Raw genomic sequence first — 14260 nt, 5'->3', positions numbered from 1 at the left:
AGTCAGGGCAACAATGGAGAGTAAGTAATGCATAACCAATCGCCCATCAACCGTCGAAAATCAACGCGAATTTACGTCGGCAATGTGCCTATTGGTGATGGTGCGCCGATTGCTGTGCAGTCGATGACTAACACCCGTACTACCGATGTTGAAGCAACGGTTAATCAGATCAAAGCGCTGGAGCGTGTGGGCGTTGATATTGTCCGCGTTTCAGTTCCCACCATGGATGCCGCTGAGGCGTTCAAGCTGATCAAGCAGCAGGTTAACGTGCCGCTGGTCGCTGATATCCACTTCGATTACCGCATTGCGCTGCAAGTTGCTGAATATGGCGTCGACTGCCTACGCATCAACCCAGGCAATATCGGTAACGAGTCGCGTATCCGTTCAGTCGTGGACTGCGCTCGCGATAAAAATATCCCGATCCGTATCGGGGTAAATGGCGGCTCTCTGGAAAAAGACATCCAGGAAAAATACGGCGAACCTACGCCGGAAGCGCTGCTCGAATCCGCTATGCGTCATGTGGATATTCTCGATCGTCTCAACTTTGACCAGTTCAAAGTGAGTGTCAAGGCGTCCGATGTGTTCCTGGCAGTGCAATCCTACCGTCTGTTGGCCGCCCGTATCGATCAGCCGCTGCATCTGGGCATCACCGAAGCTGGCGGTGCTCGCAGTGGGTCAGTGAAATCGGCGATTGGTCTGGGGCTGCTGCTGTCAGAAGGCATTGGCGATACCTTGCGTATTTCACTGGCTGCCGATCCCGTAGAAGAAGTGAAGGTCGGTTTCGACATTCTGAAATCGCTGCGCATTCGTGCTCGCGGCATTAACTTCATCGCGTGCCCAACCTGTTCTCGTCAAGAATTTGATGTTATCGGCACAGTGAACGCGCTGGAACAGCGTCTGGAAGACATCATCACACCGATGGATATTTCGATTATCGGTTGTGTGGTCAATGGTCCGGGCGAAGCGTTGGTTTCCACGCTGGGTGTGACCGGTGGTCACAAAAAGAGCGGATTCTACGAAGATGGCGTGCGCCAGAGAGAACGTTTTGACAACGAACAGATGATTGACCAACTGGAAGCCAAAATCCGCGCCAAGGCGTCGATGATGGATGAAAGCAATCGCATCGCGGTCAACTTGCTGGAAAAATAAGCATTATATCGATACGGCGGGCTTTTTAGCCCGCTTGTTTATGAACCCGGGAGCAGAACGCTGTATTCGCGTTGAATACAGGGCGGCAAAGTCCCTATAATCGGGTTCATTTTTATAGACAACGGACAGAGAACTCACGTGGCAAAGAACATTCAAGCCATTCGCGGCATGAACGACTACCTGCCGGAAGAAACGGCATTATGGCAGCGTATTGAAGGCATCCTGAAACAGGTGCTTAGCGGCTACGGTTACAGCGAAATCCGCTTGCCGATTGTAGAGCAGACCCCGTTATTCAAACGCGCGATCGGCGAAGTGACCGACGTCGTAGAAAAAGAGATGTATACCTTCGACGATCGCAACGGCGAAAGCCTGACGCTGCGTCCAGAAGGGACTGCTGGTTGCGTGCGCGCCGGCATTGAACATGGTCTGCTGTACAATCAGGAGCAGCGTCTGTGGTACGTCGGTCCGATGTTCCGCTACGAGCGCCCGCAAAAAGGCCGTTATCGCCAGTTCCATCAACTGGGTGCAGAAGTGTTTGGCCTGCAAGGCCCGGATATCGACGCCGAGTTGATCTTGCTGAGCGCCCGTTGGTGGAAAGCGCTGGGGATCTCCGAGCACGTTAAGCTGGAGCTGAACTCCATCGGTTCACTGGAAGCCCGTGCTAACTACCGTGATGCTTTAGTGGCGTTCCTGGAACAGCATCAAGAGAAGCTGGACGACGATTGTAAACGCCGCATGTACAGTAACCCGCTGCGCGTACTGGACTCGAAAAACCCGGAAGTGCAGGCGCTATTGAACGACGCGCCACGCCTGTCCGAGTATCTGGATGAAGAATCCAAAGCCCACTTCGACGGTCTGTGTGAACTTTTAGCTCAGGCGGGTATCCCATATACCATCAATGAACGCCTGGTGCGTGGTCTGGACTACTACAACCGCACTGTATTTGAATGGGTGACCAACAGTTTGGGTGCTCAGGGGACAGTGTGTGCTGGTGGTCGTTATGACGGGCTGGTCGAGCAACTGGGCGGGCGTGCAACGCCAGCGGTCGGTTTCGCGATGGGTCTGGAGCGTTTGGTGCTGCTGGTTCAGGCAGTGAACCCAGAGTTTAAAGCCGCGGCGACCATTGACGTGTATGTGATCTCCTCCGGTGCCGGTACCCAAAGTGCGGCGATGCAGTTGGCTGAACGCGTGCGTGATGCCGCGCCACAGCTAAAACTGATGACCAACTACGGTGGCGGTAACTTTAAGAAGCAGATTACCCGTGCAGATAAGTGGGGCGCGCGTATTGCCCTGATCCTGGGTGAGAACGAAGTCGCGGCCCAGCAGGTCGTCGTCAAAGACCTGCGCAGTGGTGAACAAGAAACGCTGGCGCAAAGCGAAGTCGCTGCGCGTCTGGCTTTGATGTTAGGTTAAGGAGAAGGACACCGTGGAAGTCTATACCACTGAAAACGAACAAGTCGACGCCGTGCGTCGGTTCTTTGCCGAGAATGGCAAAGCGCTGGCAGTGGGCGTGGTGCTCGGAATTGGTGCCCTGGTCGGCTGGCGTTACTGGCAGAGCCACGAAAACGCCAACATGATGGTTGCGTCCCAATCCTATCAGGAAGCCAGCGATCGTCTGGCTGACGGTAAGCCGGACGACGTGGCCGCTGCGCAGAAGTTTGCTCAGGCCAACAGCAACAGCTACGGCGTGCTGGCCTCGCTGGAGCTGGCGAAGCATTTTGTTGAGCAGAATGACTTTGCCAAAGCGGATCAACAACTGGTGCTGGCTCAAGGTCAGACCAAAGACGAAAACCTGCTTGCGATAATTAATCTGCGTCTGGCACGTGTTCAGATGCAAGAGAAAAAGCTGGATGACGCGCTGAAAACGCTGGATGGCGTGAAAGGCGAAGGCTGGGCGGCGATGGCGCAAGATACGCGCGGCGACGTGCTGTTGGCCAAAGGCGACACCAAAGGTGCGCGTGAGGCTTACAGTAAAGGCATTGAGTCTAACGCTTCTCAGGCGCTGCAGGTTCTGCTGCGCATGAAATTGAATAACTTGTCCAGCTAAGGGGAATTCCCATGCAATTGCGTAAAACACTCTTGGTCGGACTGGTTTCCGTTGCCTTGCTGAGTGGTTGCTCACTGTTCAACAGTGAAGAAGACGTGGTTACCATGTCGCCGCTGCCGAAAGTTGAAAATCAGTTCACGCCAAACAAAGCGTGGAGCACCTCGGTCGGTGACGGTGTTGGTGAGTTTTATTCTCACCTGCGTCCCGCTTTCCAGGACAACACAATTTATGCCGCCGATCGCCACGGCATCGTGAAAGCGATGGACGCTGACAGCGGTAATGAAAAGTGGAAGGTTGATCTCTCTGAGAAAACCGGCTTCTTGTCCAGCAATCTGCCGGCGCTGCTGTCGGGTGGCATGGCGGTAGCTGGTGACAAAGTTTATGTTGGCAGTGAGAAAGCCGTAGTTTACGCACTGAATACCGCAGACGGTAAAGTGGCATGGCAGACCAAGGTTGCCGGTGAAGCGATTTCACGTCCGGTGATCAGCGACGGTATGGTACTGATCCACACCTCCAACGGTCTGCTGCAGGCGCTGAACGAATCTGATGGTGCGGTGAAGTGGACTGTTAACCTGGATATGCCTTCTCTGTCACTGCGTGGTGAGTCTGCACCGGCCGTTGCCTTTGGCGCAGCCATTGTTGGCGGTGATAACGGTCGCGTCAGCGCAGTGCTGATGCAGCAGGGTCAGTTGATCTGGCAGCAACGTATTTCTCAACCGAGCGGCGCGACTGAAATCGATCGTTTGAACGATGTCGACACGACGCCGGTGATTGTTGAAGGCGTTGTCTACGCATTAGGTTACAATGGTAACCTGACGGCGTTGGATCTGCGTTCAGGTCAGATCATGTGGAAGCGTGAACTGGGTTCTGTGAACGATTTCATCGTTGATGCCGGTCGCATCTACCTGGTGGATCAGAATGATCGCGTGGTGGCGTTGAGCACCGAAGGTGGCGTGACCGTGTGGACGCAGAGTGATCTGCTGCACCGTAACCTGACCCCGCCAGTCATGTATAATGGCTTCCTGGTGACGGGTGACTCTGAAGGTTACTTGCACTGGATCAACACCACGGACGGCCGTTTTGTTGCTCAGCAGGAAGTGGATAGCTCCGGCTTCCTGTCTGCGCCGATGGTAGCTGGCGATAAGCTGGTCATCCAGGCGAAGGGCGGTAAAGTTTACGCGTTCACCCGCTAACGCCGATCGTCGCAACCTTTTCAGTACCCAAAGTTTTCGGGTGCAGTCAGGCGACAAGCGCACAGAACCCCAGGATAAGTGACTGGGATGAGGGTGCGCAGTCCATGCCACTGCGACGCGAAAGATGAAGGGGAAAACGGCTCCTGAGGGTTCAGGGGCCGTTTCGTATTTTATAAGCTGCACGCTTGGTGTCTACCCATGGTGCAGTAACGCATTGATTATTAAGTAATGAGGCTTCACAATGATACCTGTCGTCGCGCTAGTTGGGCGCCCGAATGTGGGTAAATCCACCTTGTTTAACCGTTTAACACATACGCGCGATGCGCTGGTGGCGGATTTCCCCGGGCTAACGCGAGACCGCAAGTATGGTCGTGCAGAAGTTGAGGGTAATGAATTTATCATCGTTGATACCGGCGGTATTGACGGTACCGAAGACGGTGTTGAAACACGTATGGCTGGCCAGTCGCTGTTGGCGATCGAAGAAGCTGATATCGTGTTGTTTATGGTTGATGCGCGCGCGGGTCTGATGCCTGCCGATCTGGGCATCGCCCAGCATCTGCGCAACCGCCAGAAGGCCACCTTCCTCGTCGCTAACAAAACCGACGGTATGGATCCTGACATGGCCACCGCCGATTTCTACTCGCTGGGTCTGGGTGACGTGCATGCGATCGCCGCTTCTCACGGCCGTGGTGTCGCGCAGTTGATTGAACATGTGCTGGTGCCGTTTGTCGGTGAAAAGCCGGAAGAAGTAGAGCTGACCGAAGAAGAGGCTAATGCCGCTTATTGGGCTGAGCAAGAAGGTGAGACCCTCGAAGGCGAAGAAGAAGAGCCGGAAGACGACTTCAACCCACAAGATTTGCCGATCAAACTGGCTATCGTGGGTCGCCCTAACGTGGGTAAGTCCACACTCACTAACCGTATCCTCGGCGAGGAACGTGTTGTGGTGTACGACATGCCAGGCACCACTCGTGACAGCATTTATATTCCGATGGTACGCGACGAACGCGAATATGTGTTGATCGATACCGCCGGGGTGCGCAAGCGTGGCAAGGTAACGGAAACCGTAGAGAAGTTCTCGGTAATCAAAACGCTGCAGGCGATCGAAGACGCGAACGTAGTATTGCTGGTGGTGGATGCACGCGAAGGCATCTCCGATCAGGATCTATCGCTGCTTGGCTTTATCCTCAATAGTGGACGCTCACTGGTGATTGCGGTCAACAAGTGGGACGGCATGAGCGAGGAAGATCGTGACCACGTGAAAGAGATGCTTGATCTGCGCCTGGGCTTTGTCGATTTCGCCCGCATCCACTTCATCTCGGCCCTGCATGGTAGCGGTGTTGGCAACTTGTTCGTATCGATACTGGAAGCTTACGAGTGTGCGACCCGTCGTGTGAACACCTCAATGCTGACCAAAATCATGCAGATGGCTGCCGACGATCACCAGCCACCGTTGGTGCGTGGTCGCCGCGTGAAGCTGAAGTATGCACATGCCGGTGGTTATAACCCACCGATTGTGGTGATCCACGGCAACCAGGTGACTGATCTGTCCGATTCGTACAAACGTTACCTGATGAACTACTTCCGTCGTTCTCTGAAGGTAATGGGTACGCCAATCCGTATCCAGTTCAAAGAGGGTGAAAACCCGTTTGCTGGTAAGCGTAACCTGCTGACGCCGAACCAGATGCGCAAGCGTAAACGCTTGATGAGCCACCTGAAGAAAAGCAAATAATCAGTATGAGGGGCGCGGTAGTGATACCGCGCCCCTTTTTTATTGGTCTGAAATCGTTTTATTATCCGTAGATTATCGCCATCAGCTGAAGGAACGTCATGTCCTGGGAAACCTGGAGTTTTGCATTCAACGTCACCGTACCGAATCTGTTAATGATGTTGTTGGGCATACTGTTGCGCCATTGGCGTTTGATGGACGATCGTTTTATCGACGGCGCCACCAAGTTGGTGTTCAATCTGGCGCTACCCTGTTTGTTGTTCTTCAGCATTGCGACCAACCATCCACAATTATTGGGCAACCTGCCGCTGGTAATCTTCGGCGCGGTTGGCACTCTGGCCACCTTCTTGTTACTGGAGATGGCGGCAGTGTGGTTGGTTAAGGAACCGCGCGAGCGTGGTGTGTTCGTGCAAGGTGGCTTCCGTGCCAATACCGCCATTGTTGGATTGGCATACGCCATGACGGCCTATGGCAGCGAAGGGATCGCGTTGGGCTCGCTGTATCTGACGGTGACGGTGATCCTGTTCAACGTGCTGTCTGTGATTACGCTGACGCGCAGCTTACAAGGTGGGCAGGGGAAACGAATCAGCCGCTTATCGTTGTTGCGTAGCATCGTGACTAACCCGTTAATCATCGGTCTGGTGTGTGGGCTGGCGTATGCGCAGACTGGTTTGGGTATTCCGCAGGTGATCAGACAGACCGGCAGTTACATCTCGGCACTGTCGCTGCCGCTGGCGTTGCTGTGTACCGGTGCCAGTTTGGATCTACGCGCCATGTTTCGCTCGTCCAATGTGGCGGCGCTCTCCTCTTCGGCCAAGTTGTTTGTCGTGCCAGTGATAATGACGCTCGGTGGCTGGTTGTGCGGTTTTCACGGCGCGGCATTGGGGATTATCTTCCTGTTCTCGGCCACGCCAACGGCTTCTGGCAGCTATGTGATGACGCGTGCGATGGGGGGCAATGCCACGCTGGCGGCGAATATTATCGCCATCACCACTGTCGGCTCGTTTTTCACTACCGCGCTGGGCATCTATTTCTTACGCTCATGGGGCGTGATTTAATCTGGGAGTGACTATGGAAGCGCAATGTCCGCAATGCGAGCAAAAGATGGAGTGGGTGAATGGTCACTACCATTGCGTCGCCTGTAACAGCGATTATCAACAGTTGGCTAATTGCCCGGATTGCGGGCAGCCGTTGCAAGAGCTGAAGGCTTGCGGTGCGGTGGACTACCTGTGCCAGAACGGCCATGGCCTGATATCCAAAAAGCGGGTGTTATTTAGTTATATCCTTCTGTAAGGGGCGAACAAATTCGCCCCGATTCGCCACGTGGGTGCAACATGCGGCACCTCTACATCTCCATGTTTGTTCACTCATCCACCTGACCCGTTTTCCACAAGTCAATCAACGCCTGTGGGGCGCTGGTTTCCGGGATCAGCAGTACGATCTCACTGCACAGGGCCTCACTGTAGTAGCTGATCTGCACGCGAAAATAACGTTGATCACCGCAGCCGGGGGAGCCCGGTTTGCCTTCTTCTTGTGCGTAGGGCAGCGTCTGGTTCAACAGTTGGTTTAGGCGCTGCCGTTGTTCCGGTGTAATGTCGGCCAGCGCAATGCGCCGCTGGCCTGCCAGTTTAGGAATAAAGGCAAAGCCGCCTTCACGCGCCAGCTCAATGACGGTGTCCTGATTGAGCGCCGGTAAAGGTTTCATTATTCCACTCCCACCTGGTGCCAGGCCTGCTGTACCTTGTCCGCGACCGTGCTGTCGAAACGCTGTTTGGCATGCTTCACCGTGGTACGAGCAAAGGTGGCAAAGTCAGCGTCCTGCGGCAGTGCCTTATCGCAAAGTGTGTCATACCAGATATAACCGGCTTTCTCCCAGGCAAAACCACCCAGTGCAGTTGCCGCCAGATAGAACGCGCGATTGGGAATGCCAGAGTTAAGGTGAACGCCGCCGTTATCTTCTTTGGTCTGGATATAGTCTTTCATGCTGGCTGGCTGTGGATCTTTCCCCAGCAGTGGATCGTCGTAGGCGGTACCGGGCGCCGACATCGAACGCAGGCCTTTACCGTTGATGCCTTTTGCCAACAGCCCCTCGCCAATCAGCCAGTCGGCTTTCTCAGCAGTCTGCTGAAGGTGGAACTGCTTGACCAAGGAGCCGAACACGTCAGACAGCGACTCATTGAGCGCACCGGCCTGCTGGAAGTAAATTAACCCGGCTTCACTCTCGGTCACGCCGTGCGCCAGCTCGTGGCCGACCACGTCGATAGCGATGGTAAAGCGGTTAAAGATCTCCCCGTCACCGTCGCCGAAAACCATCTGCTGGCCGTTCCAAAAGGCGTTCTGATATTCCTTACCGTAATGCACGCTGCCGGTTAGCGGCAGGCCTTTGTTGTCCAAAGAATTGCGTTTGAACGCTTGCCAGAAGAAATCATAGGTAACACCAAGATAGTCATAGGCTTCGTCCACCGCTACGTCATGATTACTGGCCTGGCCCTCATTACGCACCTGTTTACCCGGCAGTTGGGTGCCGTTTTCGGCATCAAAAATATCGCGGATGACCACACCAGCGCTGGAGGTTTTCGCACCGGGTGCGCGCAGCGGCTTGTTGCCGAGCAGGCTTTGAACATGATTCAGGGTATGCAATGCGCAGTCGCGCTGCGGCAGGCTGCCGTGCTCAATGATCCGGCGCAGCATATAAGGGGGGATGACCGATCGTGCTGTTAGGGTCGTCATAGTGGCTCTCCTTAGGCAAAGGGCAAAAAATTTACCCGTCATCTTTCAAGCTACAGCGTTGTTACCTGCTTACGGCCCTCGTCCTTTCAGGGCCGTTGATCACGCTTTCAAATCTGTTCCCGACAGATTTGTCGCTCACTCCAGTTACTGTAGGGGGCGAATAAATTCGCCCTGATAGCTGGTTGCCTGACTGTAGCTTGAAAGCTATAGGGTACCTATAAAGATTCTGCCACTAAGTGTAGTTCAGACATCGTAAAGGCGGTGATCGTGAGTGCTGACCGCCGGGCTGGTTTTATGAGCGCTGACGCGTTTGACCGAAGCGCGTACCGCCAGCTTGCCATGTAACAGAAGATTGCACGGCGGCGCATCGGCCCGCAGCATGCGGCGCTGCAAGAGCTGAATGGCCTCATAGCCCAGTTCGTCGCGAGGCACATGTACGGAAGTGAGGGGAACGTCATGAATTTCTGCCAGATTAAAACCGTCGGTGCTCATTACCGAAATATCGCCCGGCACGCTCAACTGCAATTTGTTGAGTGCCTTGACCGCGCCAACCGCCATATAGTCGCCACCGGCAAGAATGGCCGTTGGTAGCTGCGAACGGTGGCTGACCCGGTTGATAAAGGTGGTGAGCGCCTGTTCAGCCTCTTCACTACCGAAACCTGAAGTGGTAACCAGATGGCGACCGTCATCAAAGGCAATATTATGCCGTGCATAGGCGTGTTTAATGCCTGCCAGCCGCAGCTCCATGGTGTGTCGACGCAGGCATTGCAGGTTAAGAATATGGCTGTGACCCTGTTGGATCAGGTAATTGGCAGAAAATTCGCCAATCAGTTGATGATCGGGTGAGACACTATCGAGCCGCATTTGGCGGTCAGTGCAGTTAATCAGTACGCAGGGTTTGTTCAGATCGGCGGCCAATTGATGAATGTGTTCATCATCGATGCCGATAATCAGTGCGGCTTGTGTCTGTGGATCGCTCATTTTTTCCAGAAACAGTGCGCCGTCGCTGTGCAATTCCTCAAGCCCACAGTAGCGGATACGCACCTCATGTTCCGCCAATGCGGCGGTGATCCCCTGGATCACTTTGTAGTAAAAGATGTCTGTACGTACGTCAAAGGCACGCTGTGGGGCAAAGACCATGACACTGTTCAGCATCAGTCGTCCGCTGGATATCCCTTGCAGGATGCCATTTTGTTGCGCGCAGGCCAGCACCTTCTGGCGTGCTTCGGCACTGGTATTGGATTTGCCCGCGAGTACGCGTGAAACGGTGCTGATTGATAGCCCCGTTTGCTGGGCAATTTCCTGTATTTTCAGCTTTCCGTTCATTCTGTGATCTCCTTCAAATTTGACTGTGAAAATATTTTCACAGTGTTTTTTCGGCGTACTGTCAGGTTTCTTTCGCCATTATGGCGATCATTCAGCCTATACATGAAAATTTTTGCAAAAAACTACGTTTCGCTCTCTTCACCGGCTCGCTAGTCTGAATTGGTATGCCAACTTTATAGATTTATCAGTCCAATTAATCGACTGAATTATAAATAAAATGAAAATAAATCATGTGGTTGTGATAATGATGCATCTGTCTCTCTGAAGTGCAACGCAGTTTTCAACGACCCATACCTTCGATACCAAAACGTACCCTACCAAAAAGCGCGCTGTTTCACCGGGCAGCCGTTATGGAGAGAAGACAGATGAGTGTGGAAATGAATCAGACGGCTGTGGTTAGCGGTCGGCGCAAATTTAAATCACTGCGCTGGTGGATGCTGGCGTTGTTTTTGTTGGGTGTCACGGTCAACTACATTACCCGCAACTCGCTGGGTATTCTGGCGCCGGAGCTGAAAACCAGCCTGAACATGACTACCGAGCAATATTCCTGGGTCGTCGCGTCGTTCCAATTGGCCTATACGGTGTTTCAACCCATATGTGGCTGGTTGATTGACGTAATCGGCCTGAAAATGGGATTTTTAATCTGCGCCAGTATCTGGGCGGTAGTTTGCATGATGCATGCCGGAGCGGGGACCTGGGTGCAACTGGCTATCTTGCGCTTCTTTATGGGCGGGGCGGAGGCGGCGGCTACGCCGGCCAACGCCAAAGCGATTTCTGACTGGTTCCCAAAAAAGGAACGGCCCATTGCCGCCGGTTGGGCGGGCGTCGGGTTTTCTATTGGTGCCATGCTGGCACCGCCAATCATCGTAATTGCTCACGTTTCCTTTGGCTGGCAGGGTGCCTTTCTATTCTCTGGCGCGTTGGCGCTGATCTGGGTGGTGCTGTGGTGGCGATTCTACCATTCACCGCAACAGCATCCCAATTTGAGCCAGCAGGAGCTGGATCTGATCCGCGAAGATAACGAGCCGGAATTACCCCGACTGCCTTTCTTCAAGTCGTTGGCCATTCTCTGCCGTAACAAAAAGTTTTACGGCATTGCCATTCCGGCCTTTCTCGCCGAGCCGGCCTGGGCGGTATTCAGTTTCTGGGTGCCACTGTATTTGGCCACCGAACGCGGCATGGATTTAAAACACATCGCCATGTTTGCCTGGCTGCCGTTTTTGGCGGCGGACATCGGCAGCGTTGCCAGTGGTTATCTCACCACGCTGTACCGTAAATGGTTTGGTTGCAGCCGCGTCAACTCGGTGGTTGCCAGCTCGGTCACCGGCGCATTCATGATGGTCTCGCTGGCGTTTGTGGCGATCACCAAAGATCCCTATGTGGCGATCGCACTGATCTCGATCGGCGGTTTCGGCCATCAGGTGATCTCCTGCATGCTCAGCGCGCTGGTGGTGGAATCATTCGATAAAAATCAGGTAGCGACGGTCAACGGTATGCGCGGCTCCAGCGCCTGGATCGCCAGTTTCCTGTTCACGCTGCTGATTGGCGCGGTCTCCGATACCGTCGGCTTCAACCCGTTATTTATCGCCATGGGCTTCTTCGACCTGATCGGTGCCGTATTCCTGATTGCCTTAATCGCCGAACGCGGCGGTAAAAAAACACTCAATAGTTAAGTTGGATACCTATGAAAACCTTAAAAAATTGGACGTTGGCGGGCCAGTATGGCGATCGCATTGAGCTGTTGGTCGACGAACGTCACCTGTTCTGTCTGTATGTGCTGGAAAACGATCTGTTCCGCGTGTTGATTAAAGGCAATGGCGAATTGGCGCTGGATCGTACCTGGAGCATCGCACCGCAGGTTGATGTGCCCTGGGAAGGGCGTGACCGCTTGAGCGTGGCCGGCTTCTGCCTGCCGGGTTATCAGTTGCAGCAACATGAGGATCGGCTGGTGGTGACGACGTCTGCACTGCGCGTTACCGTGCATCAGCCGCTGTGGCTGGAATGGGAACACTGCAACGCCGCCGGTGAATGGCGCCCGCTTGCCGCCGATCGGCCAACCAGCGCTTACCTGCTGAACCCGCATGGTGACGGCGTGGCCCACTATCAGCGTCGTCAGGCTGGCGAGCGTTATTATGGCCTGGGTGAGAAGGCCGGGGATTTGGAGCGCAGCGGCCGCCGCTTTGAAATGCGCAACCTGGACGCCATGGGTTACAACGCCGCCAGCACCGATCCGCTGTACAAGCACATTCCTTTCACCATCACCCGCGGGGAAGAGGCCAGTTTCGGGCTGTTTTACGACAACCTGAGCAGTTGCTGGCTGGATCTGGGTAACGAAATCGACAACTACCATCTGGCCTATCGCCGCTATCAGGCTGAAGCGGGGGATCTGGATTATTACCTGTTCCTCGGCCCTAAGGTACTGGACGTGACCAAGGCGTTTGTACGCCTGACCGGCAAGACTCACTTTGGACCGAAATGGAGCCTGGGCTACAGCGGTTCCACCATGCATTACACCGACGCGCCGGACGCCCAGCAGCAGCTACAGCAGTTTATCCAGCTCTGTCGCCAGCATGATATTCCGTGCGACTCGTTCCAGCTGTCATCGGGTTATACCTCGATCGGCAACAAGCGCTACGTGTTCAACTGGAACTACGACAAGGTGCCGCAGCCCAAACAACTGAGTCAGGCATTTCACGATGCCGGGTTAAAGCTGGCGGCCAACATCAAACCGTGTTTGTTGCAGGATCATCCGCAGTATCAGCAGGCGGCGGATCAGGGGCTGTTTATCCGGGATTCCGAAAGCGACCGGCCGGAGCGCTCCAGCTTTTGGGATGATGAAGGCTCGCACCTCGACTTCACCAACCCGGCGGCGTTGCAATGGTGGCAGCAGGGTGTGACGCAGCAACTGCTGGAGATGGGCATCGATTCTACCTGGAATGACAATAACGAATATGAGGTGTGGGACGGAGAGGCGCGTTGCCACGGTTTTGGCACACCTATCGCCATCAAGCATATTCGCCCGGTGATGCCGCTACTGATGATGCGCGCTTCAATGGAGGCTCAGCAACGCTTTGCTCCCGAGCTGCGGCCCTACCTGATTTCGCGTTCCGGTTGTGCCGGTATGCAGCGTTACGTGCAGACCTGGAGCGGTGACAACCGCACCAACTGGCAGACTTTGCGTTACAACATCCGCATGGGGTTGGGCATGAGTCTATCCGGCCTGTATAACCTGGGGCACGACGTCGGCGGTTTTTCCGGTGACAAGCCGGACGCCGAACTCCTGGTGCGCTGGGTGCAAAACGGCGTGATGCATCCGCGTTTTACCATTCACTCCTGGAACGACGACGCCACGGTTAACGAACCCTGGATGTATCCGGCCGCCACCCCGGCGGTGCGCGAGGCGATTAACCTGCGTTACCGACTGATGCCGTATTTCTACACCCTGTTGTGGCAGGCCAGTGCCGATGACGAGCCGATGCTGCGTCCAACCTTCCTCGACCATGAGCATGACGAACAGACCCTGAAAGAAACCGATGATTTTATGATTGGTCGCGATCTGCTGGTGGCCAGCGTAGTGGAGCAGGGGCAACGCCAGCGGCCGGTGTATCTGCCGGATAACGGCGATGGCTGGTATTGCTTCTACAGCGGCCAATGGTTCAGTGGCGGTCAGACGGTGGTGCTGGAAGCCCCGCTGGAGCGCTTGCCGCTGCTGGTACGTGCCGGTGCGGCATTGCCATTGTCATCCCGCCTGGCGCATGTTGACGTAACGGCAGACGATCGACGTGAGCTTAAGTTGTACCCGAAAAAAGGCTGTGGCAGCGCTTCTGGGCTGTTATTCGAAGATGACGGGGAAAGTTATGGCTGGCAGCAAGGCGACGCACTGTGGCTGCGCTGGGAGATGCTCAGTGACAATCAGCGCATCACGCTGAACATCACCACCGAGGGCCGCTTTAAACCGGCATGGCAAACCCTGACCTTCAGCTTGCCTGCTGGAGAAGCGCGCGAGTTGTGGATCAACGGCGCGCCAGGCAACAGTTTTACGCTGGAATAACGTTATATACCCTAAATAATTGGAGTTGCAGCAAGGCG

General features: G+C 54.7%; 12 protein-coding genes. 9 read left to right on the top strand and 3 right to left on the bottom strand.

Annotation, left to right across the window (positions count from 1 at the left end; all coding sequences use genetic code 11):
- Positions 1 to 27 precede the first annotated feature (27 nt).
- The 7 genes from ispG (at position 28) to SGR01S_RS19295 (ending at position 7408) form a co-directional block, all read left to right on the top strand.
- Positions 28 to 1149 (top strand): flavodoxin-dependent (E)-4-hydroxy-3-methylbut-2-enyl-diphosphate synthase, encoded by a 1122-nt coding sequence (ispG, locus tag SGR01S_RS19325; RefSeq protein WP_037417550.1) that lies wholly within the window; start codon positions 28 to 30, stop codon positions 1147 to 1149.
- Positions 1150 to 1287: 138 nt separating this feature from the next.
- Positions 1288 to 2562 carry a histidine--tRNA ligase gene (gene hisS / locus SGR01S_RS19320; RefSeq protein WP_037417553.1) on the top strand — a complete coding sequence of 425 codons (1275 nt, stop codon included), beginning with the start codon at positions 1288 to 1290 and terminating at the stop codon, positions 2560 to 2562.
- 13 nt (positions 2563 to 2575) lie between these two features.
- Positions 2576 to 3196 carry a YfgM family protein gene (locus tag SGR01S_RS19315; RefSeq protein ID WP_037417556.1) on the top strand — a complete coding sequence of 207 codons (621 nt, stop codon included), beginning with the start codon at positions 2576 to 2578 and terminating at the stop codon, positions 3194 to 3196.
- A gap of 11 nt (positions 3197 to 3207) precedes the next feature.
- Positions 3208 to 4389: an outer membrane protein assembly factor BamB gene (gene bamB / locus SGR01S_RS19310; protein ID WP_037417558.1), complete on the top strand. Its 1182-nt coding sequence runs from the start codon at positions 3208 to 3210 to the stop codon at positions 4387 to 4389.
- Between the two features lie 241 nt (positions 4390 to 4630).
- The gene (gene der, locus SGR01S_RS19305; RefSeq protein ID WP_037417561.1) at positions 4631 to 6118 is read left to right on the top strand and encodes a ribosome biogenesis GTPase Der; all 1488 of its coding nucleotides are present in this window, start codon (positions 4631 to 4633) and stop codon (positions 6116 to 6118) included.
- A gap of 98 nt (positions 6119 to 6216) precedes the next feature.
- Positions 6217 to 7173, top strand: coding sequence for an AEC family transporter (locus SGR01S_RS19300; protein ID WP_037417564.1), 957 nt, complete (start codon positions 6217 to 6219; stop codon positions 7171 to 7173).
- A gap of 13 nt (positions 7174 to 7186) precedes the next feature.
- Positions 7187 to 7408 (top strand): zinc ribbon domain-containing protein, encoded by a 222-nt coding sequence (locus tag SGR01S_RS19295; RefSeq protein ID WP_061808315.1) that lies wholly within the window; start codon positions 7187 to 7189, stop codon positions 7406 to 7408.
- Between the two features lie 70 nt (positions 7409 to 7478).
- Here SGR01S_RS19295 and SGR01S_RS19290 read toward each other — a convergent pair whose 3' ends face one another.
- From SGR01S_RS19290 to SGR01S_RS19280, 3 genes are all read right to left on the bottom strand, one after another.
- The gene (locus tag SGR01S_RS19290) at positions 7479 to 7820 is read right to left on the bottom strand and encodes a protealysin inhibitor emfourin (RefSeq protein ID WP_037417570.1); all 342 of its coding nucleotides are present in this window, start codon (positions 7818 to 7820) and stop codon (positions 7479 to 7481) included.
- Positions 7820 to 8845, bottom strand: coding sequence for a M4 family metallopeptidase (locus SGR01S_RS19285; RefSeq protein ID WP_061808314.1), 1026 nt, complete (start codon positions 8843 to 8845; stop codon positions 7820 to 7822). Before SGR01S_RS19285 ends, SGR01S_RS19290 begins: the two co-directional genes overlap by 1 nt.
- Before the next feature lie 243 nt (positions 8846 to 9088).
- Positions 9089 to 10171, bottom strand: a complete 1083-nt coding sequence (locus tag SGR01S_RS19280) for a LacI family DNA-binding transcriptional regulator (protein ID WP_037417573.1) — start codon at positions 10169 to 10171, stop codon at positions 9089 to 9091.
- Between the two features lie 365 nt (positions 10172 to 10536).
- Here SGR01S_RS19280 and SGR01S_RS19275 point away from each other — a divergent pair, with 365 nt between their 5' ends.
- Positions 10537 to 11844 (top strand): MFS transporter, encoded by a 1308-nt coding sequence (locus SGR01S_RS19275; protein WP_037417576.1) that lies wholly within the window; start codon positions 10537 to 10539, stop codon positions 11842 to 11844.
- Between the two features lie 11 nt (positions 11845 to 11855).
- On the top strand, positions 11856 to 14222 hold the full coding sequence (locus SGR01S_RS19270; RefSeq protein ID WP_061808313.1) for a glycoside hydrolase family 31 protein: 2367 nt from the start codon (positions 11856 to 11858) through the stop codon (positions 14220 to 14222).
- The last annotated feature ends 38 nt before the right edge of the window (positions 14223 to 14260 follow it).

This window comes from Serratia grimesii NBRC 13537 (genome assembly GCF_001590905.1).
GTDB classification, from domain to species: Bacteria; Pseudomonadota; Gammaproteobacteria; order Enterobacterales; family Enterobacteriaceae; genus Serratia; species Serratia grimesii.
The sequence above is the reverse complement of the archived record's forward strand: the minus strand, read 5'-3'. Positions and strand labels throughout refer to the sequence as shown.

Coding starts and splice junctions, on each gene's coding strand:
- SGR01S_RS19290 (WP_037417570.1), bottom strand. CDS start 7,820: ATGAAACCTTTACCGGCGCTCAATCAGGACACCGTCATTGAGCTGGCG.
- ispG (WP_037417550.1), top strand. CDS start 28: ATGCATAACCAATCGCCCATCAACCGTCGAAAATCAACGCGAATTTAC.
- SGR01S_RS19275 (WP_037417576.1), top strand. CDS start 10,537: ATGAGTGTGGAAATGAATCAGACGGCTGTGGTTAGCGGTCGGCGCAAA.
- SGR01S_RS19270 (WP_061808313.1), top strand. CDS start 11,856: ATGAAAACCTTAAAAAATTGGACGTTGGCGGGCCAGTATGGCGATCGC.
- SGR01S_RS19285 (WP_061808314.1), bottom strand. CDS start 8,845: ATGACGACCCTAACAGCACGATCGGTCATCCCCCCTTATATGCTGCGC.
- bamB (WP_037417558.1), top strand. CDS start 3,208: ATGCAATTGCGTAAAACACTCTTGGTCGGACTGGTTTCCGTTGCCTTG.
- der (WP_037417561.1), top strand. CDS start 4,631: ATGATACCTGTCGTCGCGCTAGTTGGGCGCCCGAATGTGGGTAAATCC.
- SGR01S_RS19280 (WP_037417573.1), bottom strand. CDS start 10,171: ATGAACGGAAAGCTGAAAATACAGGAAATTGCCCAGCAAACGGGGCTA.
- SGR01S_RS19295 (WP_061808315.1), top strand. CDS start 7,187: ATGGAAGCGCAATGTCCGCAATGCGAGCAAAAGATGGAGTGGGTGAAT.
- SGR01S_RS19300 (WP_037417564.1), top strand. CDS start 6,217: ATGTCCTGGGAAACCTGGAGTTTTGCATTCAACGTCACCGTACCGAAT.